Source organism: Chryseobacterium sp. HMWF035, assembly GCF_003094695.1.
GTDB lineage: Bacteria > Bacteroidota > Bacteroidia > Flavobacteriales > Weeksellaceae > Chryseobacterium > Chryseobacterium gambrini.
On the sequence record NZ_QEHP01000016.1, the window covers coordinates 34,302 to 59,936 of the forward strand.

Below are 25,635 nucleotides of genomic sequence, written 5' to 3' on the forward strand. Positions count from 1 at the left end.
AAACTCACGAAGATCTTTCGTGAGTTTTTTGTTTATAATGACTTTGTTTAAATTAAACTGTCGTTAATCTTAAGGTATTTGTTTTTCCGCCTTCGTAAGATGGAGTTGCATTGATATTGATTACAAAGTCTCCAGCCTCGATATAACCGTAGTTATGTGTCAGCATATTTACCTGGATAATCGTTTCATCAGTAGATTTCTTCATATCGTAATAATAGGCGTGAACTCCCCAAAGTAAATTCAACATGGTAATAACCCTCTTGTTTCCACTATATACGATGATGTGGGAATTGGGTCTGTGTGCAGAAAGCTGGAATGCTGTATATCCTGAACTCGTTAAAGTAACAATCGCAGAAACGTTAGTGGTTTTCGCAATTCTTACCGCTGCAAGACAAACTCTGTTGGTAATAAATCGATCATCAATACAGTTGAAATCTTTTTCGATAGGCTCGTTTTTGTGCTGGTAAAAATGAGTAGTTTCAATGTTCTTCACAATTTTAGCCATATTTTCCACTACCTGAACCGGATACCTTCCTACAGAAGTTTCTCCTGAAAGCATTACGGCATCTGCTCCGTCCAATACAGAGTTTGCAACGTCATTTACTTCCGCTCTTGTTGGCGTTAAACTGTTGATCATTGTTTCCATCATTTGCGTAGCGATAATTACCGGCTTAGAATAGAATCTTGCTTTTTCTACCAGAGTCTTCTGGATAGCAGGAACTTCTTCCATCGGAACTTCAACTCCCAAATCTCCACGTGCTACCATCAAACCGTCGCATTCCAATAAGATTTCGTCGATATTTTTTACCCCTTCCGGTTTTTCAATTTTCGCGATGATCGGCGTTTTGAATTTTCCGTTCGGATGTTTTGAAATTAATTCTTTAAGATCAATAATATCCTGTGCATGACGAACAAATGAAAGTGCGATCCAGTCTACTTCCTGATCCAGCATGAAATTGGCATCCTGAATGTCCTTTTCCGTTAAAGCAGGAAGAGAAACATTCGTATTGGGAAGGTTTACCCCTTTTTTAGAACTCAACGGTCCTCCCTGAATGGTTTTCGCTTTTACAGTGTCTAATTCATTGGTTTCAGTAACTTCCAAAACGAGTTTACCATCATCAATAAGGATTCTTTCTCCAACCTTCACATCCTGTGGAAACTGTTGGTACGTCATGTACACTTTTGTAGAATCTCCTTCAATTTTTTCGTTGGTAAAAGTAAGGATGTCTCCCGGATTAAGGTAAGAACCTTCTTTTACAACTCCTACTCTTAGTTTAGGACCCTGTAAATCTCCTAAAATACCAACCGAGAAGCCATATTCTTTATTAAGTTCTCTGATGATCTCGATATTTGAACGAACTAAGTCGTAATCAGCGTGTGAAAAATTGATTCTGAAAATATCAACACCTGCTTTCATTAACCCTAACATTACTTCCTTCGACGATGAAGCCGGACCAAGCGTTGCAATAATTTTTGTCTTCTTTAAATACTTATTCATAATACTGGATAATTTGATAAAGTTCTTCCTCAGAACCTAATGTATAATCTTGAATTGGAAACACAAGATTTTCAGGGAGCAAAATTACGGAAAAATCAGGAAACTGTTCCGAACTGTGCAAGATATATTGCACTTCTACCTGATTATTTAATAAAAATTTAATGTTTTCTTCTTCCGAGAAGAGTTCAGTCTGTAATTTTTTTTGTTTACTTTCTGCAGATCTGTTCGAAATGAAGGTAAAACAAGTCTTTGTAAATTTGTGGTAAGCCTCAAATCTTGGAAAAAAGTAATCATAATAAGATCCGTGAAGAATAACATCTTCAATTCTTTTGAATGTAAGATCGTTGTTTTGATTTACTTTATAGAAAAACTCATGATCGGGTATATTCTTTGCTAATCTTACCAATCCGATGGTAATATCTTCAAATTCAATATCATCTATATCATAAAGTTTTTGGATTTCCAAGTATATTTTCTTTTTTGTTTAAAATATAAAATGCTCTTTGTGCTGCCTTTTCTTCGGCTTTCTTCTTGGAAGTTTCTGTGGCATTCGCGATTTTTTCTTCTCCCAGCCAAACATGACATCGGAAAACAATCGATTTATTTACCTGAATTTCTTCGCAAGTTTCGTACTTTATATTCAGTTTCTTCTTCTGGCTCCATTCCAGCAGAAGACCTTTGTAGCTTACAATTTTATTTTCTAGTTTGTTAATTTCTGTAGGCGTAAGTAATCTTTCCAGAATGATCTTTTTACAGGTTTCATACTGGAAATCTAAATAAACAGCACCAATTAAAGCTTCAAATAAATTTCCGGAGATGTTTTCACCTAACGCAACAACAGAATTTTGTTTCTGCAGAAGATTGGTAAGTTTTAAGTCTTCTCCTAATTTATTAAGATTTTTCCTATTAACAATCTTAGATTTCATCTGCGTCAGATATCCTTCATTGGCTTGAGGATAGGTATGAAACAAATGACAAGAAATAATTGTACCCAAAACAGAATCTCCTAAAAATTCCAGCCTTTCGTAATTGCTGTCTTTATTTTTAGAAGAATTTTTTAAAGAAAAAGCTTCGCGGTAGAGGGCAACATTTTGTACCTCAGTTCCAAGCATTTTGCTGAGCTCAGTAATGAGAAAATAATCTCTCTCCGTTAGTTGTCTTTTTCTTTTTTTGAGAAGGAATTTAGAAAAGTATTTCTGTAACTCCATTCAGTAGATTTAGATTTTCTTAAATAGAACGCAGGCATTGTGCCCACCAAACCCAAAAGTATTACTCATGGCTACTTTTACATCTTTCTTAGCAGCTTCGTTGAATGTGAAATTCAGTCTGCTATCGATATTTTCATCATCAGTAAAATGGTTAATGGTAGGAGGAACAATACCATGAATAATAGTTCCCAACGCAGCAATAGCTTCAATAACTCCTGCAGCACCCAAAAGGTGGCCGGTCATTGATTTTGTAGAATTAATCTGAATATCGAAAGCGTGTTCTCCCAATAATTTTGAAATGGCATTAGATTCTGCAATGTCTCCTAATGGAGTAGATGTACCATGCATATTGATGTGATCTACTTCATCAGCAGTTAATCCTGCATCTTCCAGACAGTTCTTCATTACGAGATAAGCGCCTAAACCTTCAGGATGAGGTGCTGTCATGTGATGTGCATCTGCACTCAGACCGCCGCCTTTTAATTCTGCGTAAATTGTAGCACCACGTTTTACGGCGTGCTCATATTCTTCAAGAATGATACATCCTGCTCCTTCCCCAAGAACAAATCCATCTCTGTCTTTGTCGAAAGGTCTTGAAGCGGTTTTAGGATCATCATTTCTTGTAGAAAGTGCCATCATTGCATTGAAACCACCGACACCACTTGCTGTAACGGCTGCTTCTGAGCCTCCACACACAATAACATCTGCTTTTCCAAGCTGGATCAGCATTTTGGAATCAATTAAAGCGTTTGCTGAAGACGCACATGCAGAAACAGTAGTGTAATTCGGACCATGGAAACCATATTCTATAGAAATATGTCCCGGAGTGATGTCTGCAATCATTTTAGGAATAAAGAATGGGTTGAATCTCGGAATTTCCGTATTTGCCCATCCTAAAACTTCAGTCTCAAAAGTCTCTAAACCTCCGATTCCTGAACCCCAGATTACTCCGACTCTGTTTTTGTCTACGTTATCTTCAATAATTCTTGAGTGGGTTACTGCTTCTCTTGCAGCAACAAGCCCAAGTTGTGTATTTCTATCCATTTTTTTAGCCTCTTTCTTGTCGAAATGGTCTAATGGATTGAAATTTTTAACTTCGCAAGCGAACTTAGTTTTAAAGTTTGTGGCATCAAAAAGAGTAATAGGAGCAGCACCGCTCTCACCTTTCACAAGATTTTCCCAGTATTCTTTTGCATTATTTCCAATTGGTGTTATTGCTCCAAAACCGGTTACAACTACTCTTTTTAATTCCATAAACTTTGTTTAATTTTCTTATTTGTTGAAGAATATTATTTATTTACTACTTCTTCGATATAAGCGATAGCGTGTCCTACAGTAGTAATTTTTTCTGCTTGATCATCAGGGATTTGAATATTGAATTCTTTTTCAAATTCCATGATAAGTTCAACTGTATCCAAAGAATCAGCTCCTAAATCGTTAGTGAAGCTAGCTTCTGGAGTTACTTCTGTTTCTTCAACGTCAAGCTTATCAGCGATGATAGCTTTTACTCTTGATGCAATGTCTGACATAGTAAATTTTTTTTTAATTGTTAGATGGTGCAAATATATAAAATTCTTTACGATAAAACATTTTTTTAGTCTTTTTTGTGGTTTGCAGGAGAGTATTTTGTAAATTGTGGGTTTAGTGTTTTAGTTTTCAGGGGTTTATATTTTAACGTTTCATTGTCTTATTTAACTTTATCATTCATCATTTTTTATCCTGAATACAGAATCCGTCTGATTAAGCATTTTAAATGGTATTTTTTATATCAGAGCTTTATTATTTATACTTTTGCAGCTTCTTTTTATTTTAAATATTCTTTGTTTTCATGAGAAAAATCCTTTTTATCCAGTTTCTTTTATTTTCAGTATTTATTTTTTCACAGACGGAAGGAAAAGTAATTAAGGTGAAAGATGGTGATACTGTTGTCGTTTTATTATCGGACAATATTCAGGAAGCGTTAAGGCTTGCGGAAGTCGATTGTCCTGAAAAAGGTCAGGCTTTTGGAAAAAATGCCAAGCAATTTACCAGTGAAGCTGTATTTGGGAAAACGGTGACATTCTACAGGACTGGAAAAGACAGGTACAAAAGAACCGTTGCCAAAATTTTTTACGATCATAATAAATATCTTTCCGAAGAAATCATAAAGGCAGGTTTCGGATGGTGGTATTTTAAGGCCTCTAAGAATATTGATCTGCAAAAGTTACAGGATACCGCCAAAGCAAAAAAGCTTGGTTTGTGGATGGATAAGAATGCGGTTTCGCCTTGGGAATACCGAAAGAGCAGGAGGAAGAAAAACGCGGACAATAAAAGTAAAGCGCTTTAATATTTGAAAAATAAAAAAGAGACTGCTTAAAACAATCTCTTTTGTGGAGTTGGAGGGATTCGAACCGTCTCTTTAAACCTCTTTATTTATCAACATTTTTTAAAGATGAGTCTCAGGTTACTCACCGAATTACTCACTTTGAAAATGTAGGTTTTTGATTCATTTTACAAATCAAAGATAATAACTTATTTTGTATTTTAATGAATATATATATCAAAGTTTTATGGAAGATTAGAAATGGATTGCATTTAAAATTGTGCGACTTCTGCTTGATGTTCTATATCCTATTGTTTAGTGATTTTTTGAATGCTCGAGTTTCTATTTTTAATATTCTTTTTATTAAATGCATCTGCCATAGAGCGTAATGATAGCCTTGAAAGATCTATATCCCATAGAGGTTCATTTTCATTGACCACCCGAAGAGTTCTGTTATTCAGATCAAATTCTTCAATAAAGCAATAATAAAGCATGCGTAGAAGCATTTTTTGAGCTTTATCTTCCTTCTTATGAACCTTAAAGTAAAGATAAGAAGATTTATCACTCGTTAGGTTGAGGGAAAGAATCTGATCTTCTCCATAAAAATGAGTACCTGCTCCCCAGCCACTCAATCGTTTTACCCTCCCTTTATTAGAAATAGCATATTTACGATTAAAACCGGGTACTGGTTTCCATTGTTCATCAGGTAAGTCATTTAGAGATAAATCGAAAATAGCTGGCGGACTCTTTTTATTAATCCGGGGTTTACCCAGCTTTTCCCAAAGAGAGTCATTAAACGTTTTTTTTGAATTAAGTATTGTTCTCACTTTAGTAGTATACTCTTTATTTCTTTCCTTAAGGATTTCACTAAAAGGTTTCAAATTGAGATTCGAAATATCTATATCCCATTGAGGAATACTATTGTTTACGATTACCAGATTTTTATCTTTAAGATCAAATTCTTCTACAAAACAATAATAAAGTAGTCGGGTAATTGGCAGACAATATTTTCTTCCATTACAACTTAATTGAGCATAGAGATAATTACTATTGGATTTAAGTACAGAGAGTGACGTGATATGCTCTCCCCAAAATGTTTTGTTTCTGTTCTCTGTCCAGGTATTTAACCGCTTTACTCTTCCTTTACTGGAAATAGTAAAATAGCCTTCGAGTTCAGGAATCGGTTTCCACCTTTCACCGGGAAGGTCATTTAGCGATAAATTAATACATGCTGGTGGATTGCTTTTATCGACTAATGGCTGCCCAAGCTTTTTCCAAAGAGTTGTATTAAATGTTTTTTCCAGCTCTCTTTTTCTTTCCGGTATAAAATCTTCTTTAGAGGGTACATAATCTTTCACAAACCATCGAAATTTTCTGGCTGTAGTCCTTTTTTTATTGATGACAGGTAGAATATAAGTAGGCTGGATTCCTAAAGCTTCACTTGCTGCATAAATATTTGCATAGCTGGCAACAAAATCACCATCAACTGTGTATTGGCTGACAGCCTGTTGATAATTTCCTCTTTTTCCTCTGCCTGTATTCATTGATTTCCTGTGCAGCTTACTTACAGTTAACTTCTCCAGATTTCTAAAATGTACATTAAACTGATTATTATCTTTAAATGATATACGAAATGAAAGATCATCCATATCAAATTTTTCAACGAAGTGATAGTACACTAAACGGGCTACTGATTTTCCGTATTTTTTTCCTTCAATAGATAACGCACATCTCACATTATAAAAATGAGTCTTTAGATGCTTATTAAAATATCTGAAGACATGTGGCTTCTTAATGCTATCCAATATTTTACGCTTTACTCCCGCCGGATTTATTGCCAAACGTTCCATACTTTTTACCCGACCATAATTAGAAATGGCATAGTTTTCAAAACCTTCAATCTCCTTCCACTCTTCACACGGAAGATTTTCCAAACAAAGATTGGAAAGAACATTATTTACATATTCATCTCCTAATTCAGTAGGTAATTTCATAAGATGGAAATTTCTATTGTATATTATTTTGATATAATCTAATAACTAATTTAACACGAAATTTTATAAAATCAAAAATATCTCTAGTAGCTACAGCTACATGAAAGGATGCAATAAGATATGGAGGTAAGTATGACTTGATAAACTTGAATTTGCCTTTATATTGTACTTTCAAACAGTGGTATAGAATTACCTAAAAAATTTTATATTACGAAATTGTTTAGCTTCTTTTTTATTAGCTTAGCAGGTAGACTAAATGAAAGGATGAAAAAAATTAATATTATTTTATTTTTAGTGTATTTTACTCTTGGATTGTCACAGGAAGTCAATCTTAAAGATCTTTATAGTAAAAAGGAATATGACAAAGCCATTAAACTTGCCCAGACTACTCTTATATCTTCACCTGAGGATTTTGAGACCCAATTGATACTCCTAAAAATCTATAATTCAAAATGTGATTATCGGGCAGCGAATGCATTATTGGCAAAGATGAGCAGCAGTGATGAAAGATTCTTAATAGAATCCCTTAAAACCAATTATGGCTTAGGAAACACAAAAGAGGCAAAAAGAATATATGACCAGTTGATTAAGGACTCTAAAAATGAAGTATTAAAAAAAGAGCTGTTGAAATTTGGGCTAGTTACAGGTCTGGATCCGATATATGATGACTGGAAAATAAAAGAAACGCAAAATATTGTTTTTCATTTTCAACAGACAGTTTCGGAAGAAAAAATGCGGAATATTATTGTTTCAAGACAGAAGGCTTTTGAAAAAATTAATAATTTCTTCAATTCGTTACTTCCCAAAAAAATAGATTTCTTTGTTTGAGATACGGAGGAAAGCTATAACTCTTATTTGAAAACAAACTTGGGCTTTACGTTTGCTCAATTCTGTATTTCTCATAACAGAATCAACCAGTCACCCGGACATGAAATTACTCATAATATCAGCTTTTGGAAAAACCCGGAACAGAAGAAGGTAATATTTATCAATGAAGGCATAGGAGTTTACTTTGACCAGCAGGGAAATAGCAGATTCACTGAAAAATAAATGTGGGCTTTCTTACAAAACATTTTATTATTTTACCCATGTAAAAATAAAACAGACTTATAATATCTATTTAAATAATCATAAATTACCATTTCAAACAAACGTTGATTAGAAACAAAAAGTCTGTTAATATTCATATGAAAAATACTTTGACAGAAATCTTGTAAGGGCAGTTCTAATGATTTGTTTTCATGTTGACGGAAAATATTTTGCAATATGTTATTACTTTTTTTAACATTAGAAATAATTGTATTTCGTTCTTCCGAAAACTCTTCCGATCGGATAAAATCTACATATTTTGGTTTAAACTCCCGATATTTTTTGTCTAATTGAGAGTTTAATTTTTTATCAGCATTAAATTCGTGTTTAAACGCGATGTTAAAATCTTTGACCCAATCTAGCTTTTCCTGAATCGAAAGGTTGAGCTGAGTCAAAGCTTCATCAGTATAAAAAAGAGAAACAATGATTTTTTCTTCATCATCATAATGCAAACATTGTAAAGTAAATTCACTGTTTTTATAAAATAAAGTTTCTGCTTCTTCAATGGCATTCTCACCATAACGTTCAATTTCTCTATTATATGTACCAAATGCGATGTTTGAAATTTCTCCGCTTTCTACATACTCTCGTAAAGTTTCATTAATTTTCTCAAGGATTTTACTGTAATCATCAATGTCATTTAAATTAAACCTTATCCTTAGATGTGGTTTAGGATCATTATAACGAATGAAAAACCATTTTGAAATATAATTGTTTTCCTGTAAATATTCTACCAAAGGCTGTACTGCTTCCTCCAAAATAAGATCAGCAGTTTTCACCCCTGTATAGATTTTCAAGTATAGCCATTCACTTCCGGGAATAAATTTTCTTTCAATCATCACATCTTAATTTTTGATTCTTACTTCTTTTTCTTTATTGTACATTGAAAAAATAAATTGATGCATAAAATCACTATTATTATTGTAGATAAATTCCTCAATCATGATTGATTTCTTTTTCTTCAAAGCATCAATAAATAGTTGAACCAAATCATAATTCTCAAGATTAATGGTAAGTTTATTATCTGATTGTACCCATTGTATCCATTGCGGAATTTGTCTTTTATTTCTCCAATTTCTTAATTCTGCCAATATTTGTTCCTTATTATTAATGTCATTTTGCACTAATATTAAAACCTGCATAATTTCCTTTTCTGAAACTTTCCACCAAGCCTTTGAGATGATAATGTTTTTATATTCAACTCGGGGTAAAAATTGATATATTATTTTTAAATCACCCCAATTAAAATAGAGTCCCGATCTTATGTTTTGTGAATGTAAATCACACAAGAAATGATAGACAGGTAACGAGTTAGCAGAATAATTATGAGCGTTGGTTAAATAAGGTTTGACCTCTTTATTTAATTTCTTAGAACGTAATATAATTCTGTCATTTTTTAAAGAAATATATAAATCATTTATGGGGATTTGATTTTCCTTTGGAAGGATAGATTCTCCCAAATATGGGATTTCAAATTGTCGTAATGTAGGTCTTCTAATCACATTTCCAATTCTGGCTTCCGGCAAATGAATGATTTCTGCTAAAATATAATCAGAATTTAGTTCTTCTTCTTTTGTTGCAATTGTTTTTGAAAGGTTTTGCACTTCTGAACTTTCAGAACAAAACCTTGCCATTAAATTAGTCGCACTACTTCCACCATTAACATCAATAAACAGTTTTTCATTGTTTTCCTCCGATATGATTTCTGCCATAAAGGACATTGTATCGGGTAAATCACTCCAGTTTTCATTAAAATATATAAAATCATCATCCGATAATTCGATTGTATATTGATTGTCTAATAAAGCTTCCTGAAGTTTTTCGTTTAAAATCAATTGGATGGGATCAAATTCAGTTTTTAAAGTAAGTTTTTCTTGAGATAAAGGAAGATCTAAATCTTCAAGGTAAGAATGAACCCCTTTTGTAATACCATCCTGTCTGTAACCAATTCCTAATTCTGTATCCAGAGCATATGCTAGAGAAACTTCATCTGTTTCGAATCGCTCATAAAATGCTTTTTTAAATTTTTCTAAATGATTGTCTTTTTGAGATAATGTGATTTTATTCAAAAAACTGATCGCTTTTTTTAATTCTTTTTTCCAATGGGATGGCAAACTAAATTCGGCTTTATTATAAAGATCAGTTTGGAAAAGGTACTTCTGTTCGTATTCGACATTTAGAGATCTTACTAATTCTTCAATTTCAGTATATTTTGCAGATAAGTTTCCGATTTTTAAATCTAAATCATTCAGCTTACTTTTTATAGAGATTAAAATTTTATTTTCATTTTTAGCTCCTATTTTATCTAAAACAGAAATGATAGTATCTAAAAAATCATTACCTGAAACATTAGGTTCCAATTCACTTATCAAAACCTGATTATCAATCAACTCTTCTACAAACTCTTTGGCTTCATTTTTTGCTATTTCATCATTGACAAGAATGCTTGCAATGTCTCCAATGGTTTTACCTTGTTTTGAAAAATCTAATATTTGTTGTAATTCATTTGAAAATGGAGCCGATGAAATGATATAATTTCTTTTTCCACTATTATATTCATATTCCACATACCGGATTTTATTTCCGACCTTATAGATACTGTTGTTGGGTGAAAATAAAAGTTGATTTCTTATTTCAGATGTTTTTACCAAATTTTGTGATAAAGCTACCAGAAAATGCATGTCCAGTTTAGTATCACGTAATCGTTTAGTCGTTAGTTGGAAATTTGTCGACTTTGAAATGTTTTCGTTAAAGTTTCCTAAACCAACTCCGGAAAATAAGCCGAAAGGAGTACAGCGGTCACTCATTCGGCTAAAGTATTTTAAAATGGTGTTTTTTAATTTTTGATATTGATTTGGAGATAGTTTTTTTGTATTTAACCATTGATTCAGCTCCTCATACAAATAAGGCGATGCTAAGTAAATAGCTTCTTGAAAAATTGAATTATTGCAAATTTCTCTAAGCTCATCATCTGATAATTCAATCTTCTCCAATTTTTCCTTGAAATCTTTACGTGAAAATAGAGGAGTACGAACTATATATTCTTCAAAAAAATGATACGGGAAACGGGACATTTTATTTTGTTGTGTTTTCTTTGGGTTGATATTCCGGAAGTCCTAATTGCCATGCAGCGAAGGCGAAAATTTCTCCTACACGGGCATAAGCATGCGCAAAATCAACTCCACTACTTCCATGACCGCCTTCATAATCTACTTTGTAAAGTATTGGATTATTAGAAGCATCATTTGCCATTAGCTTTGCTGCAAATTTTGCAGGCATCCATGAAACTACACGGCTATCATTAATCCCGGAAGTGATTAATGTTGCAGGGTATTTTTCTCCTTTTTTAATATGATGAAAAGCATCCATTTCTAGCAAAGCTTTAAACTCATCCGGTTTTGTAACGGTTCCAAATTCAGGAACATTTCCGGGACCGTTGGGTGTTATTTCATTTCTGAGAGTATTTGTAGCTCCAACATCAATTATCGCAGTCTTGAATAAATCGGGCTTTTCCGTAATCGCCATTCCCATTGTAATTCCTCCGGCACTCGTCCCCCAAATAGCAACTTTATCTTTTGAAGTATAACCTTCTTTTATTAAATACTCGGTACAATCAATCAAATCTCTCCAAGTATTTGGTTTCGTTTCTTTATAGCCTGCCTTATGCCATCTTTCTCCTTTTTCTCCGCCTCCTCTTACATGGGCTATAGCAACTATACCTCCTTTTTTTGCCCACATTAAATAACTTCTGGCAAAGAAAGGAGAGTAGGTCGTTCCATAACTTCCGTACGCATCTATTAAAACAGGAGTGTTTCCGTTCTTTTTAATACTTTTATCGTAAATCAATGTCAGAGGAACTTCTTCTCCGTCTCTTGCTTTTATACTGGTCTCTTCAACAAAAACGCCTTCAAATTCCGGATAATCGATTAAAGGAACCAAATTTTCCTCCTGAAAACCATTTGTTTTTACATCGTATTTAAATCTTCTTGTTTCATTTGTCCAACCTGAACAATAAATCCAAACATCAGAATAATCTTTTCCTTTTGTCTGAATTGATAGACTTCCGGCAACGAACGGTAACTTTATCGGAATATCTTTTCCATTTCTATAAAGATAAAATCTTGCATCAACGCCGTTTTTGGTTGTTGTATAATATATTCCGTCTTTTGTAACCTCAAAACTTTGAATTACTTCATCTTTTTTTTCAAGAACTAAAATTTCAGGATTTTTAAAATCTGGTTTATCGAGATTGGTTTTGCAAAGTTTAAAGTTGGGCGAATTATATCCTGACATGAAATATACTTCTTTCCCAATAGGTTTTTTCTCATAAACTTTATCTGCTTTATAATAGAGTGGCTTCCAACTTTTAATGCCTTTTTCGAAATCTTTTCTATCGATAATAAATGTATCGGTAAAATCATCCACATCACCTAAATTTCCAATGAAATAAGGATCTCCCTGGTTAAACTGGACAATCCCCGGAAATCTGCCTTCATCAATATTCAATTCCGGATTGTTTACCCTGGAAAAAACATTTTTGCGTTTTTTAGGATCCTCACCTAATCTATAAAAAGTTACTTCTGTATTTTTGGTATATGCCGGCGAGTCTGAATCTATTACAGGAAAATAAGTATAGAAGAAGCTATTATTATCTTCCAACCATTTTACCTGTCCTACTGTTGTAGGTTCAAGATTTGTAATCACCTGTGGATAGATGTGCTTTGTTTTTACATCCATGATGATCACTTCAGAAATTTCCTTTCCATTTTCGGACATAGAAATTGCAATCTTACTCCCGTCCCAGCTTGGACTAAGAAAATTTACATTAAAATTATGTTTTTGCTTTGAAGTCGGATCGAATGTGGAAACAAAACTAGCAGGATCATATAGTAGTTGTTCTTTTCCTTTGAATCCTTTTCTGTAATATAATTTTTGAACTTTTTCGTCTGCAGCTTTTTTTAGGTAAAAATATAAATCACCCGCAGTTATTTTTAAATCCGATGCCCAATATCCACTTCTTTTGTCGAATTTCAATCTTTCATCGACAAAGTATTTTTTGTAAGGAAGCTTATCGAGTACAGCATCAGCATAATCTGCCTGTGATTTCATCCAGTTAATAGTAGCGGGATCTTTTAAATCTTCCAGGTTTCTGTATTCATCAATTATCTTAGTTCCGAAATATTCGTCAACAGCAGATTTTGAAGGAGCTAAATTTGTTTTTTGAGCATTGATAAAGTTGCAGAAAACAAAATTAATCAAAAGAATAAAATGTTTTTTTCTCATATATTTTTTAATAATATGAATAACATTTATTTACCGGAGTGCTGCTCTTTTGGCTGATAGTCAGGATGTCCTAATTGCCATAATGCAAACGCAAAAGAATCTGCTAAATTATCATATTTCTGTGCAACAGGAATATCCCCTCCATGTCCACCTTCATAATCTACTTTCAGAAGTATTGGATTATCTGATATATTATCTGCCATTAGTTTGGCAGCGAATTTTGTTGGCATCCAAGGAGAAACTCTTGGATCATTAATCCCGGAAGTGATTAATGTTGCAGGGTATTTTTCTCCATTTTTAATATGCTGGTAAGCATCCATTTCTAACAATGCTTTGAATTCCGGCTCAATGCTTAAAGAGCCAAATTCTTTTGCGCTATTTAATCCGTTAGGAGTAAACTCCATCCTTGATGCATTTACAATGCCAGCATCAATAATACTTACCTTGAATAAATCAGGTCTTTCAGTCATGGCTCTACCAATGGTAATTCCTCCTGCACTTGCTCCCCAAATTGCGATATTTTCAGGTGACGTATAATTTTCTTTGATTAGATATTCTGTACAAGAAATTAAGTCTTTCCATGAATTTGGTTTTGTACTTTTGTAACCTCCTTTATACCATTCTTCACCTTTTTCACCCCCACCTCTTACATGGGCGACTGCAACAATACCTCCTTGTAAGACCCAAAGCATATAGGTTTTAGCAAAATATGGACTATTATTGAATGCATATGCTCCATAAGCATCCATTAGTAAAGGGTTATGCTTGTTTTTTTTTATATCCTTATTATAGATTAAAGAAAGAGGAATATCTAATCCATCATGTGATTTTACTACAATTTCCTCTACAACAATATCTTTAAACTCTGGATATTCAATTACAGGTGCTAAATTTTCCGGTATAAATTTTCCAGTTAATGAATTATATTTAAACCTAGATGTCTCATTTTTCCAACCACTACAAGTTATCCAAAAATCATTAGACTCTTCATTCTGAGTGGCTACAGAAATATCACCAGCCGTAAATGGCAATGTAAGTAAGTTAATTTTTTGATCTCTATATAGGTATAATTTAGCTTCAACTCCATTTTTGGACGCATTAAAAACAAAGCCGTCTTTTATATTATATATATTATTAATTACTTCATCTCGTATATTTGGAACTAAGATTATTGGAGCTTTAAAGTCTGGATTATTTAATGATGTACTATAGATTGCATTGGTTCCATTTTTTTCAGAAACATAAATAATGCTATTCTCTTTAATAATAAAGTCACTCACTTTATCCTCTTTACTGAACAAAAATTTCCATTGACTTTTCTTTTCAATATCTTTGACAGTCCTATAATAAGTATCTTTAAATTTGACAGGTCCAGATATTTGGGCAATTAAATACTTACAGTTTTTTGTAGGCAATGATACGTTCGGAAAATCTTCGGTCTTTATATTTAAATCTGAGTTATTCTTTCTTGATAATAAAATATTTAGTTTTTGAGGATCATCACCTATTTTATAAAGCACAGATTGCATATCCTTTAAAAATAAAGGTGAATTAGGATCAATAACAGGGTAGTGTAAATAAACAAAACTATTATTGTCTGGAAGCCAAGATATGCCACCACCATCTGACGGCCAACAATGAGTTATCGTATAAGGAAGTACTTTATTTTGTGTCAAATCATAAATTATCATTTCAGAAATTTCTTTCCCACTTTCTGTTAAGGCAATTGCTACCTTAGAACCATCATAATTTGGCTTAATGTAATTTATTTGATAATTCTTTTTATTTTCAGGTTTATATTTTTGTGGGTCAAAAACCTCTTTTTCATCTCCACTAAATTTTTTTCTAAAAAATACCTTCACAGTATTTTCTCCAGGTTTTTGTTTTAAATAAAAATAAAAGTCATTTTCAGTAATATTTATATTTGATACCGAAAATGACTTTCTTTTGTCAAATTCTAATCTTTTGTTAATATAATACTCCCTGTTAGGAATGCTGTGTAGAACAGATAAGGAATACTTTGTTTGGTCCTTCATCCATTTGATTGTTGAAGGATCTTTTAAATCTTCTAGATTTCTGTACTCATCAACTACTTTAGTATTAAAGTATTCATCAGTGACCGTTTTAGAAGGTGCAAAATTTGTTTTTTGAGCACTTACCATTCCTAGAAAAGCAAAATAAATATAAAGGATTAAATTTGACCTCTTCATTTTTTAGTCTTTTCTAGAAGTTCCTACAGTTCCAGTATTACCACCATCATCATCAATTAAATTTAACATGGTAGTAATCCTACTACAGTCGTCTCCTCCCCTTATAACTTTAGGATTACTAATTCTGACCATTTGTAGTTTTTTCAATGATAACTTTTTTTCTGTTTGTTTTTTTTGTTTCATAATTTGCTTTTTTTAAATTGCTTCTACAAAGAAATAAATAAATGTATTCTCTTCAAAAAAATAGATGTCGAAATTTATAAATTTCGTGTTGTTTTAAATTTAAATAATTGAAAATGAGTATTTTGAAAAATTGTTAATTGCTGTTTTCTTGCAGTGCTTTAATAAAATAAGAAGGGAGCGTATCTGTCATTTTTTTAAATGCATTTGTAAAAGATTCTGCATTATTATATCCCGCTTTATCAGCAATAGCAGCTATTGTAAGCTTCTGTAAACTTTTATCTGTTTTTAATTCATTAACTATATATCGAATTCTTAGCTCATTAAGATACTGAGAGAAATTTTGGCCTTTTAACTCATTGACTGATTTTGATAAATAAGCTCTATTTGTATTAAATTCTTTAGACAATATGTCCAAATTTACTTTTTTGTCTAAGAATCGGTTTTCAATTTCAAATTCTTCCAACTGTAGGCTTAACTGTCTAAGCTTATAATCTGACAAAGTTGCTTTTGATTTTTCTTTTTGAAAATCTAAATTTTCCTTAAAAGGGAGATCTGTTATTTCAGTGATATCTGGATAAATTGAAGATTTTGTTAGTAAATCTGCTTTACTTTGATATGCTTTAACTTTTCTTCTATTTTTGTCGTAGAGATAAAACAAACAAATGATAATTATTCCTCCTATCCCCAGTATCCAAAATAAGGTATAATTCTTAGAACTTAAGTCTGAAATTAGAATTTCTTTTTCTTTTAAAAGAAGAGGTGTATCGTATTTTTTGTTTATTTCGGCGGTTAAAAAATTATTATTTTTATTTAAAATACTATCTACAGACAATAAATGTTCTATATACAATAATTGTTTTTCCTTATCTCCTATTTTTTTGTAATGATCAATTAATATAGGATAAGCATCTCTTAATTCAGAAGTAACATTTTTAGTTTCAATAATAATAGAATCAACTGTTTGAAGTGTATTTAGAAATGAATCGTCATTGTTATCATATAGTATTTTTCCTATATAGTATTCACTGATAGCCAGGTTTTGGGGATTATAAGAATTATCTTTTATCAATTTAGATGCCTTTCTTAGGATCTTCAATGCAGATCCATATTTTTTTCTTTTATAGGCATTTATACCCGAAACTAAAAATAAATTAGCTTGACATTCGCCATCATTCATCTCATAGCTTTTCTTTAGTCCAAGTTCAACATACTTGTTAGAAGAGTCAATATCATTTGCCTGACTATAAGTATAAGCTAGTGCATATATACAACTTACATAATCAAGCGACCTTTCAGCATTATTTCTTTCCAAATATTGCTTGTAATTGAGAAATAATTGAATAGATTGTTGATATTCTTTTAATTCAAGTTTTAACAAGCCTATATTAAAATTGAGGATATAATATGTTTTGCTGTTCTTTTTTGCATAATTTATTGCTGCTAAATTACTGGCCAAAGCTTTTGAATATTCTCCTTTCGCATAGTAATAATTTCCTTTGTACATATTGCCATTCGCTAAATAATCAGAGTTTTGCATTTTTTTTGATACTGCAATCATGCTATCCAAATACAGTAAAGCTGATTTATCATTCGCCAATCGATGCAACATCAAATATCCATTTGCGATTTTCTCATCATTTTTATTTTTTTTACCCTTTGAAAGAACTGTATTAGCATAGATTTCAGCTTTGGCTTTATTATTATAAAGGTTCTTTTCAAAAGGTCTTTCTAATTGCTCAAAACTTTTATTGTCTAAAGAGTCTGGAATACGAAATCCCTTTATACTTTGTGAAAAGTATAAATTCTGACAAAGAATCAATAGATAAAGCAAGAAATTTTTTTGCATATTGTGTTTCAAAATGCAAAAATAAGCATTTTAAATCCTTTCTTACTGATTATAAGGATTTTGAATTTATGTATCTGATAGTTAATATTTTATATTGTATGGGATGTGCCGATATTTATAAATTTCTTAAAGCACTTCCCCAAAATTTATAAATCTCGATATGCTTTTCTTGTTTCATCGTAAAAGCACTTGCATCTTTGCCATAGAAAAAGTTACAAATAAACAAATCTATATTTTCAACAATTTGTTTATTCAACAAGGTAATAACAAAAAGATTATTCTGTAAAAATTTAATTAAGCAGTATTTGCTCTTCGAAAACTTAATTTCAGCTTACTTAATAAAATATCCAAACTAAAAATAATATTCACAGATATGATTAGGAATTCATTAATTGATTGCAAAGAAGGTGACAAGAAAAAAATCAAAAGATTTATTTCTTTGGTTGAAAACCTAGATAGGGATAACAGCCTAAATATTTCTTTTCATGCTGTTGCAAATGCATATAGAGCAAAATTGACAATTAATCCTTTAAAGAAAATACAATATTTAGATCTTTTTTCGAAAGAAATAAGTTCGGCGGTAGCAAATGTTAGCAAGGAGGATAGATTTGAGGTTATATTTCTAAGATATCTTATAGAAAATAATATTCCTAAAGGCTTAGGATTTTCTAATAATATTATTGAAGATAAAAAGGAATTAAATGAAAGTATTAATACTATAGACACAAAATCTTTCAATCCTGAATACATGAAATTTATTACTAACGTTTTGGAAAAATTAAGATAATGATGTCTCTTTGGAATGAAATTCATAGCAGTTTACTGAGAAATTCAGACTCCTGGATTCTTGATTTTAATAATAAAAAAATGGCTTATTCTGATTTATTATTAAAAATAGAAGATTTAGAGGAAATGTTTTTGAAACTTGATTTTAAAAATAAACTCTTCGTGATGGATTACCAAGGAAATACTTTGGATTTGATTATTCTTTACCTATTTATCCTTAAAAAAGGAGGTTGTGTCCTAGTAGTGGAGTATAGTAAAGAAATACTTGGTGAGATTCCATTTTTTTATGCACTAATCACACAGGGTAGTACTTCTTTTTCTACAGATTTTAACCATGAAATACAAAAAACACCTTATGGGAATTTATTGATAAAAAAAAATTATTCGGAACCACCATTACAAGACACATCTATTATATTATCAAGTTCGGGAACAACCAAGACTAAAAAATTTATAATGCATTCATCTAACAGTATATTACAAAATATTAAATCCAATGTGAATTCTCTAGAAATCACGCGCGACCACACAACGCTTGTATGTTTGCCACTGTATTATTCATATGCATTAGTAGCTCAGTTTTTTTCTCACCTACTTTCTGGAGGCAATATTATTTTATCATCTTATAAGTTTATTGCGCTTAATTTAGTTTCGTACATAGAAAGATATCAGATAACCAATTTCTTTATCACACCTACGCTATTAAGAACTCTATTGGCATATAGTATTAGGCTTAAGACTGTTGATCATTCTTTAAAGTTTATTAGTTTAGGTGGAGGATATATCGGAAAGGCATGTTTTCTCAAATTTTCTCGAAACTTTCCCGTCCCGGCTTATTACAAAACATATGGTATCTCTGAAGCAGGACCCAGAGTAGCTACTTACAAGATAAAATATGTAGATAAAGAAGGTTTTGAGCCGAATTATCTAGGGGTTCCTTTAGAAAATGTTTCTTTAGAAACCGATGTATTTTTCGATACATTTTATCAAAAAAACATTTATAATTTAAGTATCAATACACCATCTGTTTTTAATGGATATTTAAACCCTAAAGAAGCTGCTAATAAATATTCGGATAAAGTCCAGACGTCAGACTTAGTATACAATGAAAATGGTAAGTTTTATATCATAGGAAGGAATACAGACTATTTTACACCTTTTAAAATATGGAATTTTGAAATTCAAGATTTGTTCTTTAACAGTATTCCAAGTCTTTTGAAGGTAAATTCTTTAATAAAAGACAATAGACTTTATATTAATTTGATTGTTAGTTCAAAAAAAGAAATTCCAACAACTGATTTTCATTCAATTTTATCAAGCCGGATACCACCAGAAATGCTTCATCATATAGAGATCGTGTTGCACAATGAAAACAATAAGTTTACCAAATAAAGAAAAGATATATCTATTATATTCTGTATTAAGTGATACGAAGACTAAAGTCCTTGAAAGTTTGACAACTTCCTTTTTTGGAGAAAAAATAAATATAATAAAAGGAAAAAATGGAGAACCTTTCATTGAAAACTCTCCTTATTATATAAGTATTTCTCATTCTCATCAGCTCCTGATCTGCGCCCTTTCCTTAGAACCGATAGGTATAGACCTGGAAATGAAAAAAGAAATTGATGAAAAATGCTACAGGTTTATAAACAAACTTTACCAACATATCATACCTATCCACAACATGAATGATTGGGTGCAACTTGAAGCATTAGTAAAATTATTACAATTAAGATTAGATGATGCCTATAAAAATGAAATAAACATCCATTCATTTTTTTTTGAAAATATCAATATTGACAATAAGTACATCTGTACACTAAGTATGAAAAAATAACTTTAATACAATTATAATGATCATAAATTTTCCCCTTCCATCACAATTGTTACCACATAGATCTCCAATGTTGTTGGTTGAAAAGATAATTGAGTTTGAACCCAACTTGTATCTCGCTTCAGAAGCATTTTTTGAAAAAGACAGTTATTTTTTTAAAGGACATTTTGAGGGGCAACCCATTACGCCCGGAGTTATCCTGGTAGAGACAATGTTTCAGACTTGCGGTTTATTTATGCGTATGAACCTTGAACATTCCCAGACTCAAGGGGCTATTCTTGGAAGAGCTATAAAGATCAAAAATGCAACTTTTAATAATGAGGTGTCTCCTGAACAGAGATTAAAAGTTTATGCAAAATTAAAATCAATCATCATGGGATTTTACAACTTTGAATGTGAAGTAAGATTAGATGATATAATAATGTGTACAGCGGAGCTGGTTTTAAAATAGGTAATCATGGAAAAAAGAATTGTTATTACAGGATGGGGTGGCATAACTCCAAAAGGACTTGAAAACCAGAATTTCATTGATACTATATCCAACAGAGATTTTTCATTTACTGCTAACCATTCTTGGGAGACGTATGATGTGGGAGATATTTACTTTGGAAAGATTGAGAACATCAATATTGGGAATTATTTACCCATGAAGGCTCCATTTCCTAATCAGCTTTCAAGTATCGCAATGAAGGCGTGTATCAATGCACTGAATGACGCAGATCTCTATGAAAGTCCTTTACTGGAAAATACAGGATTAATCATCACCAATACCTTAGGGCCAAGTGCTGAAATACAAAATTTTCTTACCACACTGTTTACTAAAGGACCAGACAGGCTAAGTCCGTTTAATTTCTCAAAAGCAACCTCCAACAGTGTTTTGGGAGATGTGTCAAGAGCATTTAAAATCAAAGGACCAAGCTCCTTTGTATATGGTGAGGAGAGTGTAGTATATGGAATAGATTTAATTAGAAATAATCATTGTGATATTGTTGTATGTGGTGGAGTAGATGAAATCAAGGAACTTACTCTTCTTAACCTTAGAAAGAAAGGGAAGGCAGTAGAAGTTACTCATTCCATTGATGATGATATTCAGAGTGCAAATAATAAAAACATATTTAGTGAATCTGCAGGATTCATAGTAATAGAAACATTGGAGTCTGTATTGAAAAGGAATGGTAAAATATATTGTGAGATTGTAGACTACAATTCTTATATGGATTCAACCTCTTCTTATACCATTTTTGAGAGAGATTCAGCACAGTTGGAAAATAATATTGAAAAAATACTAAAGGGAAATAATATTGATGAAGAAGAATCTATCAATATGTTAGGAGCCTCGTGTCTTCCTTGGCAGATCAAAAGCTATGAATTTGTGGCATTAAAAAGGCTCCCTTATAAATTTAATTATCAGAATATAAAACTGATACTGGGAGAAGGGTTGGCCGGATTTAATAATTTAAATATCATCGCTCCATTCGTGACAGAACCTTGTAAGCCTTTAGAATTTATACATCAAGAAGATGCAGCCCACAATATTTCACTGGGAATATTTCCGGAGCAGCTGGATAACAATTATACATTGGTTCATAATTATTCCCTAGGTGGGAATAATACCATCTTATTATTAAAACAACACTAATGAGTACAAAAAAAATATTTATATCCGGAGGTTCCAGAGGAATAGGACGAAGCATTACATTAAAATTTGCTCAAGAAGGGTATCAGGTACTGTTTACATACAAAAATAGTGATAAAGAAGCATTGGAACTGATAGATTATATCGTGCAGAATTATAATTGTCCACTCCCTCAATGCTATAAATGTGATATGTCGGATGCTGGTGAAGTCAAACAGCTTTTTAAAGAAAATAAAGAAGAATTTTCATCAATATATACCCTGGTGAATAATGTAGGAGGGCAAGGAAAGTTAAAACCCTTTATGTTTTGTAGCAATGAATATTTTCAGGAAATATTAGGAATTAATCTCATGTCTGTTGTAAATACTGTAAGAGAGGTGCTACCTATATTTATCAGAAATAAAGAAGGAAGAATTGTAAATATAACTTCAATTGCAGGAACCAAAGGCAATCCTGGACATTCAGCATATGCAACGTCTAAAGGAGCTATTATAGGATTTTCAAAATCAATTGTAAAAGAAGTAGGAGGTATGGGAGTTATCATTAACTCTGTAGCACCAGGCTTCGTACAGACAGAAAGTATAGAAGATGTTCCTGAAAAGTATTTAAAGCAGAGAATAGATAACAGTATCTATAAAAGAATGGGGATGCCGGAGGAAATTGCCAATGTAGCATATTACCTGGGAACTTCCTCTCCTGAATATCTCACTGGACAAGAAATTATTGTCGATGGGGGAATTACAGGATAGCCATGTGTACCAAAGAAAATCTGAATAATAAGTGATATCTGTCAATTATGAATGCAATAGGCAATAGAAGAATAGTCGTTACTGGAATAGGAATGTTAAGTTCTCTAGGTAAGAATAAAGAAGAGCATGTTTATGCCATGACTCATCATGAACTCAATACAAGAAATATCAAGAGATTTGATGTAGATCATAAATTTTACAGAAATAATAAAGCTTTTTGTATAGATCAGGATTTTTTAAAAGAAATAGCCAAAAATGATAAAACAATTCAGTTTAGTTGTGCAGTATACAGTATTGAGGAAGCAGTGAAAGATGCACAACTTTCAACTGAAGATATGGAAAAATCTGCTTTAATTGTAGGCTCTTCTATAGGTTCAGGACATAGTTTCACAGAATATTATAAAGAATTTATCACAGAAAACAAGCTGACTGATGAGCTTCTAGCCCTTTCTTCCCATACAGTACAGACAATAACGGGAGATATATGTAAACATTTTGGAATCAGGGGATTGTCTTCAACTATCTCTACCGCCTGCTCAGCCAGCGCAAATTCTATTGGAAGAGGTTTGGACCTAATCAAAACAGGTAAATATAAAACAGTAATCGCCGGAGGGGTTGATATTTTTTCAGAATTGGCTTTTTCAGGTTTTAATTGCTTACAAGCGTTATCCAAAACATATTGTACTCCCTTTTCAAAAACTAGAGATGGTCTAATGCTGGGAGATGGGGCTGTTTTTCTGGTACTGGAAGATTATGATCATGCGGTGACCCACAATAAAAAGATATATTCAGAGGTTTTGTCCTATTACTTCATGAACGAAGCCCATCATCCTACAGCATTAAAGTCAGATGGAAGTACTGTCTATAATTGTATGAAAGGAGCATTGAAAAGAGGAGGAGTTACTATAAATGATGTTAATTATATTAATGCTCATGGTACGGCGACACCTACCAATGATGGTAGTGAATTACTTGGAATAAGTAGGTTATTGTATGAGAAAGATAAAAAAAACTCTTTGTTTATAAGCTCTACCAAAAGCCAGACAGGACATTGTCTGGGTGCAGCTGGAGCTATAGAAGCGGCGCTTACAATTTTAGCAATGAATAACTCATTTGTTCCACCCAACCTGCTGCCAGAAGAACATGACCTGATTGATACCCCTGAAAATGTGGTTATTCCAAGAAGGGTTGTGAATGAAGAAATTAACATAGCCATTTCGAATTCATTTGCATTCGGAGGCTGTATGACAAGTTTAATACTAAAGAAAAATTAAAAGATATGAAAGAAACAGACGTAATCAAAAGAGAGATCAAAGAGATTATTATTGATGTTTTGAAACTGGATCTTACTCCTGAAGACATTGATAATGAAAAAAGCCTTTTCGGAAGTGAAGAGGATCCAGATAGTGGGATTATTCAAGATTCACTTGTTGTCTTGGAAATAGCTACTGTATTATCTGAAAAGTATAATATAGATCCTTCTGAATTTAATGAGCAGACGTTCATGAATATCAATTCCTTAGCTGATTTAGTTATCGAAAAAGGAAATAAAGAAGAGCAATAAAATCGTAAGATTTTGCTTTGGCTTTTTACAAACATTGTAAATAAAAACTTAGCTATCCGCAACGCACTCTTTGTCTTTTAAAGAAAACCGGAGAACCTTTATTGTTTTAGATTATAAAATCAAGGACTTCCGATAAGAGTTATTCTATATGTAAAAATATAGGATGAGTAGATGTATGTTTATCAATGAATAATTGAAAGGCTTATTTAAAGTCATGTTTGGTTTTTGAAAATAGTTTAACCCCTTTAAATTTTGATTCTAATGGAAAAAAAATTAGCTAATTCTATCTCTATTGTTGAGCTAGAAGAAAGATTCGAAACTTCAGTTGTTTCTTTAGACGCTGAAAGATGCAGTCGTAATACTGCTGACGTAAGGTTAGAGGCTTCAGTAGGATAATGAAGCGAGCATGTGTTTATGCTTAACCTAAAAATAATATTAACCCTTAAAAATTAATTCTAATGGAAAAGAATAATTTGACTAATTCTATCTCTATTGTTGAGCTAGAAGAAAGATTCGAAACTTCAGTTGTTTCTTTAGATACTGACAGATGCAATGGAAACAGAGCTGATGTAAGGCTAGAGGCTTCAGTAGGATAAGATTAATCTTGTAAGGCGATGGCTCAGCCTCGTCTTACATTTTTATACATAAAATATCAATTGATAATTAATACATATACCAATACAGATTTAAATTTTAATTGCTCATCACATGAATACATTTGATTTTGACATCATAAAAGATAACGACAGGTATCTGCTAATTATCAATGAGAAATATTATCAGATCAATGAAGTAACCTATATTATATTTCTTAAAATAAAGGAGAATTACACATTCCAGCAGATTAGTCAACTTTTGGCTGAAAAATATAACATTTTTTCCACTTCGGAAGAAGTCGAAAAAAGTATAGCAGACATCGTTAAACCATTACTCAAAAAAGAAAAAATTAAAAACTTATCTTTTATGTGGTTTAAAGTTGATTTCCTTTTTCCTAAGCATTATAAGAAAATAGCTGATAATTTGAAATTTCTTATAAATCCATACATTTTTTGGCCTGTTCTGTCCGTTTTTCTTTTATTTAATGTTTATCATTTATTTTCCTTACCTCAATATGAGAAAAGTGATTATTGTGTCGATACAATAGGGATATACTTTATAACCTATCTCTTTTTATTTGTCATCCTCATCATTCATGAATTGGGACATGTGACTGCCACACAGTTTTTTAAACAGAAAACCTATTCTATAGGATTTGGGCTGTACCTAATATTTCCTGTTTTTTATGCGGATGTTACCAATATATGGGCTTTAAGCAAATATAAACGTATAGTGGTTAACCTAGCGGGAATCTTTTTTCAATCTATATTAGGAGTTCTATTATTTTGCTGCTATTCTTGGCTAGATATTAATACAAATGTAAAGGATATTTTACACAATGTATTCATTATTAATG

At 32.0% G+C, this 25,635-nt stretch carries 24 protein-coding genes and 1 pseudogene; 13 read left to right on the top strand and 12 right to left on the bottom strand.

From position 1 onward, the window contains the following. Positions 1–52: 52 nt before the first annotated feature. From pyk to DD829_RS03080, 5 genes are read right to left on the bottom strand one after another with little or no spacing between them, the layout of a single operon-like run. Positions 53–1,498: a pyruvate kinase gene (pyk, locus tag DD829_RS03060; RefSeq protein WP_076390689.1), complete on the bottom strand. Its 1,446-nt coding sequence runs from the start codon at positions 1,496–1,498 to the stop codon at positions 53–55. After that, on the bottom strand, positions 1,491–1,964 hold the full coding sequence (locus DD829_RS03065) for an IPExxxVDY family protein (protein ID WP_108409443.1): 474 nt from the start codon (positions 1,962–1,964) through the stop codon (positions 1,491–1,493). Before DD829_RS03065 ends, pyk begins: the two co-directional genes overlap by 8 nt. After that, on the bottom strand, positions 1,942–2,706 hold the full coding sequence (rnc, locus tag DD829_RS03070; RefSeq protein ID WP_076390691.1) for a ribonuclease III: 765 nt from the start codon (positions 2,704–2,706) through the stop codon (positions 1,942–1,944). Before rnc ends, DD829_RS03065 begins: the two co-directional genes overlap by 23 nt. Before the next feature lie 9 nt (positions 2,707–2,715). After that, positions 2,716–3,960 (bottom strand): beta-ketoacyl-ACP synthase II, encoded by a 1,245-nt coding sequence (gene fabF, locus DD829_RS03075; protein ID WP_076390692.1) that lies wholly within the window; start codon positions 3,958–3,960, stop codon positions 2,716–2,718. 35 nt (positions 3,961–3,995) lie between these two features. Next, positions 3,996–4,235, bottom strand: coding sequence for an acyl carrier protein (locus DD829_RS03080; RefSeq protein WP_002976354.1), 240 nt, complete (start codon positions 4,233–4,235; stop codon positions 3,996–3,998). A 299-nt stretch (positions 4,236–4,534) separates the two neighbouring features. Here DD829_RS03080 and DD829_RS03085 point away from each other — a divergent pair, with 299 nt between their 5' ends. Continuing rightward, positions 4,535–5,032 (top strand): thermonuclease family protein, encoded by a 498-nt coding sequence (locus DD829_RS03085; protein WP_108409444.1) that lies wholly within the window; start codon positions 4,535–4,537, stop codon positions 5,030–5,032. A gap of 284 nt (positions 5,033–5,316) precedes the next feature. Here the strand turns inward: DD829_RS03085 and DD829_RS03090 are convergent, their stop codons facing one another. Continuing rightward, positions 5,317–7,002, bottom strand: coding sequence for an NUMOD4 domain-containing protein (locus DD829_RS03090; RefSeq protein WP_108409445.1), 1,686 nt, complete (start codon positions 7,000–7,002; stop codon positions 5,317–5,319). A gap of 264 nt (positions 7,003–7,266) precedes the next feature. Here DD829_RS03090 and DD829_RS03095 point away from each other — a divergent pair, with 264 nt between their 5' ends. Continuing rightward, a complete protein-coding gene (locus DD829_RS03095) occupies positions 7,267–7,830 on the top strand; it encodes a tetratricopeptide repeat protein (RefSeq protein ID WP_116547506.1) in 564 nt (187 codons plus the stop codon). A 254-nt stretch (positions 7,831–8,084) separates the two neighbouring features. Here DD829_RS03095 and DD829_RS03105 read toward each other — a convergent pair whose 3' ends face one another. The 6 genes from DD829_RS03105 to DD829_RS03130 form a co-directional block, all read right to left on the bottom strand. Beyond that, a complete protein-coding gene (locus DD829_RS03105) occupies positions 8,085–8,930 on the bottom strand; it encodes a thiopeptide-type bacteriocin biosynthesis protein (RefSeq protein WP_228408113.1) in 846 nt (281 codons plus the stop codon). Between the two features lie 6 nt (positions 8,931–8,936). Beyond that, positions 8,937–11,165: a lantibiotic dehydratase family protein gene (locus DD829_RS03110; RefSeq protein ID WP_116547509.1), complete on the bottom strand. Its 2,229-nt coding sequence runs from the start codon at positions 11,163–11,165 to the stop codon at positions 8,937–8,939. Position 11,166: 1 nt separating this feature from the next. Beyond that, positions 11,167–13,374 carry a prolyl oligopeptidase family serine peptidase gene (locus DD829_RS03115; RefSeq protein ID WP_108409883.1) on the bottom strand — a complete coding sequence of 736 codons (2,208 nt, stop codon included), beginning with the start codon at positions 13,372–13,374 and terminating at the stop codon, positions 11,167–11,169. Between the two features lie 26 nt (positions 13,375–13,400). Further along, positions 13,401–15,584, bottom strand: a complete 2,184-nt coding sequence (locus tag DD829_RS03120; protein WP_116547510.1) for a prolyl oligopeptidase family serine peptidase — start codon at positions 15,582–15,584, stop codon at positions 13,401–13,403. 3 nt (positions 15,585–15,587) lie between these two features. After that, a complete protein-coding gene (locus DD829_RS03125) occupies positions 15,588–15,767 on the bottom strand; it encodes a hypothetical protein (RefSeq protein ID WP_116547511.1) in 180 nt (59 codons plus the stop codon). Positions 15,768–15,900: 133 nt separating this feature from the next. After that, complete coding sequence (locus DD829_RS03130; RefSeq protein ID WP_116547512.1) at positions 15,901–17,613, bottom strand: helix-turn-helix domain-containing protein; 1,713 nt, start codon at positions 17,611–17,613, stop codon at positions 15,901–15,903. Between the two features lie 373 nt (positions 17,614–17,986). Between DD829_RS03130 and DD829_RS03135 the strand changes: the two genes are divergently transcribed. The 11 genes and pseudogenes from DD829_RS03135 to DD829_RS03175 form a co-directional block, all read left to right on the top strand. Beyond that, entirely contained in the window at positions 17,987–18,400 is a 414-nt protein-coding gene (locus DD829_RS03135; protein ID WP_116547513.1) for a hypothetical protein, read from the top strand. Continuing rightward, positions 18,400–19,791: an AMP-binding protein gene (locus DD829_RS03140; RefSeq protein ID WP_108410470.1), complete on the top strand. Its 1,392-nt coding sequence runs from the start codon at positions 18,400–18,402 to the stop codon at positions 19,789–19,791. Before DD829_RS03135 ends, DD829_RS03140 begins: the two co-directional genes overlap by 1 nt. Further along, on the top strand, positions 19,766–20,236 hold the full coding sequence (locus DD829_RS03145) for a 4'-phosphopantetheinyl transferase family protein (RefSeq protein WP_116547514.1): 471 nt from the start codon (positions 19,766–19,768) through the stop codon (positions 20,234–20,236). Before DD829_RS03140 ends, DD829_RS03145 begins: the two co-directional genes overlap by 26 nt. A gap of 16 nt (positions 20,237–20,252) precedes the next feature. Continuing rightward, on the top strand, positions 20,253–20,684 hold the full coding sequence (locus DD829_RS03150) for a 3-hydroxyacyl-ACP dehydratase FabZ family protein (RefSeq protein WP_108409815.1): 432 nt from the start codon (positions 20,253–20,255) through the stop codon (positions 20,682–20,684). Between the two features lie 6 nt (positions 20,685–20,690). Continuing rightward, complete coding sequence (locus DD829_RS03155) at positions 20,691–21,872, top strand: beta-ketoacyl synthase N-terminal-like domain-containing protein (protein WP_108409816.1); 1,182 nt, start codon at positions 20,691–20,693, stop codon at positions 21,870–21,872. Then, on the top strand, positions 21,872–22,618 hold the full coding sequence (locus DD829_RS03160) for an SDR family oxidoreductase (RefSeq protein ID WP_108409817.1): 747 nt from the start codon (positions 21,872–21,874) through the stop codon (positions 22,616–22,618). The genes DD829_RS03155 and DD829_RS03160 overlap by 1 nt, the downstream gene beginning before the upstream one ends. A 47-nt stretch (positions 22,619–22,665) precedes the next feature. Beyond that, positions 22,666–23,892, top strand: a complete 1,227-nt coding sequence (locus tag DD829_RS03165; RefSeq protein ID WP_108409818.1) for a beta-ketoacyl-[acyl-carrier-protein] synthase family protein — start codon at positions 22,666–22,668, stop codon at positions 23,890–23,892. Between the two features lie 5 nt (positions 23,893–23,897). Beyond that, positions 23,898–24,182, top strand: coding sequence for an acyl carrier protein (locus DD829_RS03170; protein WP_108409819.1), 285 nt, complete (start codon positions 23,898–23,900; stop codon positions 24,180–24,182). 261 nt (positions 24,183–24,443) lie between these two features. Beyond that, the gene (locus DD829_RS24285; protein WP_262497939.1) at positions 24,444–24,578 is read left to right on the top strand and encodes a hypothetical protein; all 135 of its coding nucleotides are present in this window, start codon (positions 24,444–24,446) and stop codon (positions 24,576–24,578) included. A 62-nt stretch (positions 24,579–24,640) separates the two neighbouring features. Continuing rightward, positions 24,641–24,778: a hypothetical protein gene (locus DD829_RS23445; RefSeq protein WP_165796620.1), complete on the top strand. Its 138-nt coding sequence runs from the start codon at positions 24,641–24,643 to the stop codon at positions 24,776–24,778. Between the two features lie 112 nt (positions 24,779–24,890). Then, a pseudogene (locus DD829_RS03175) lies at positions 24,891–25,635 on the top strand (M50 family metallopeptidase); the annotation flags it as partial.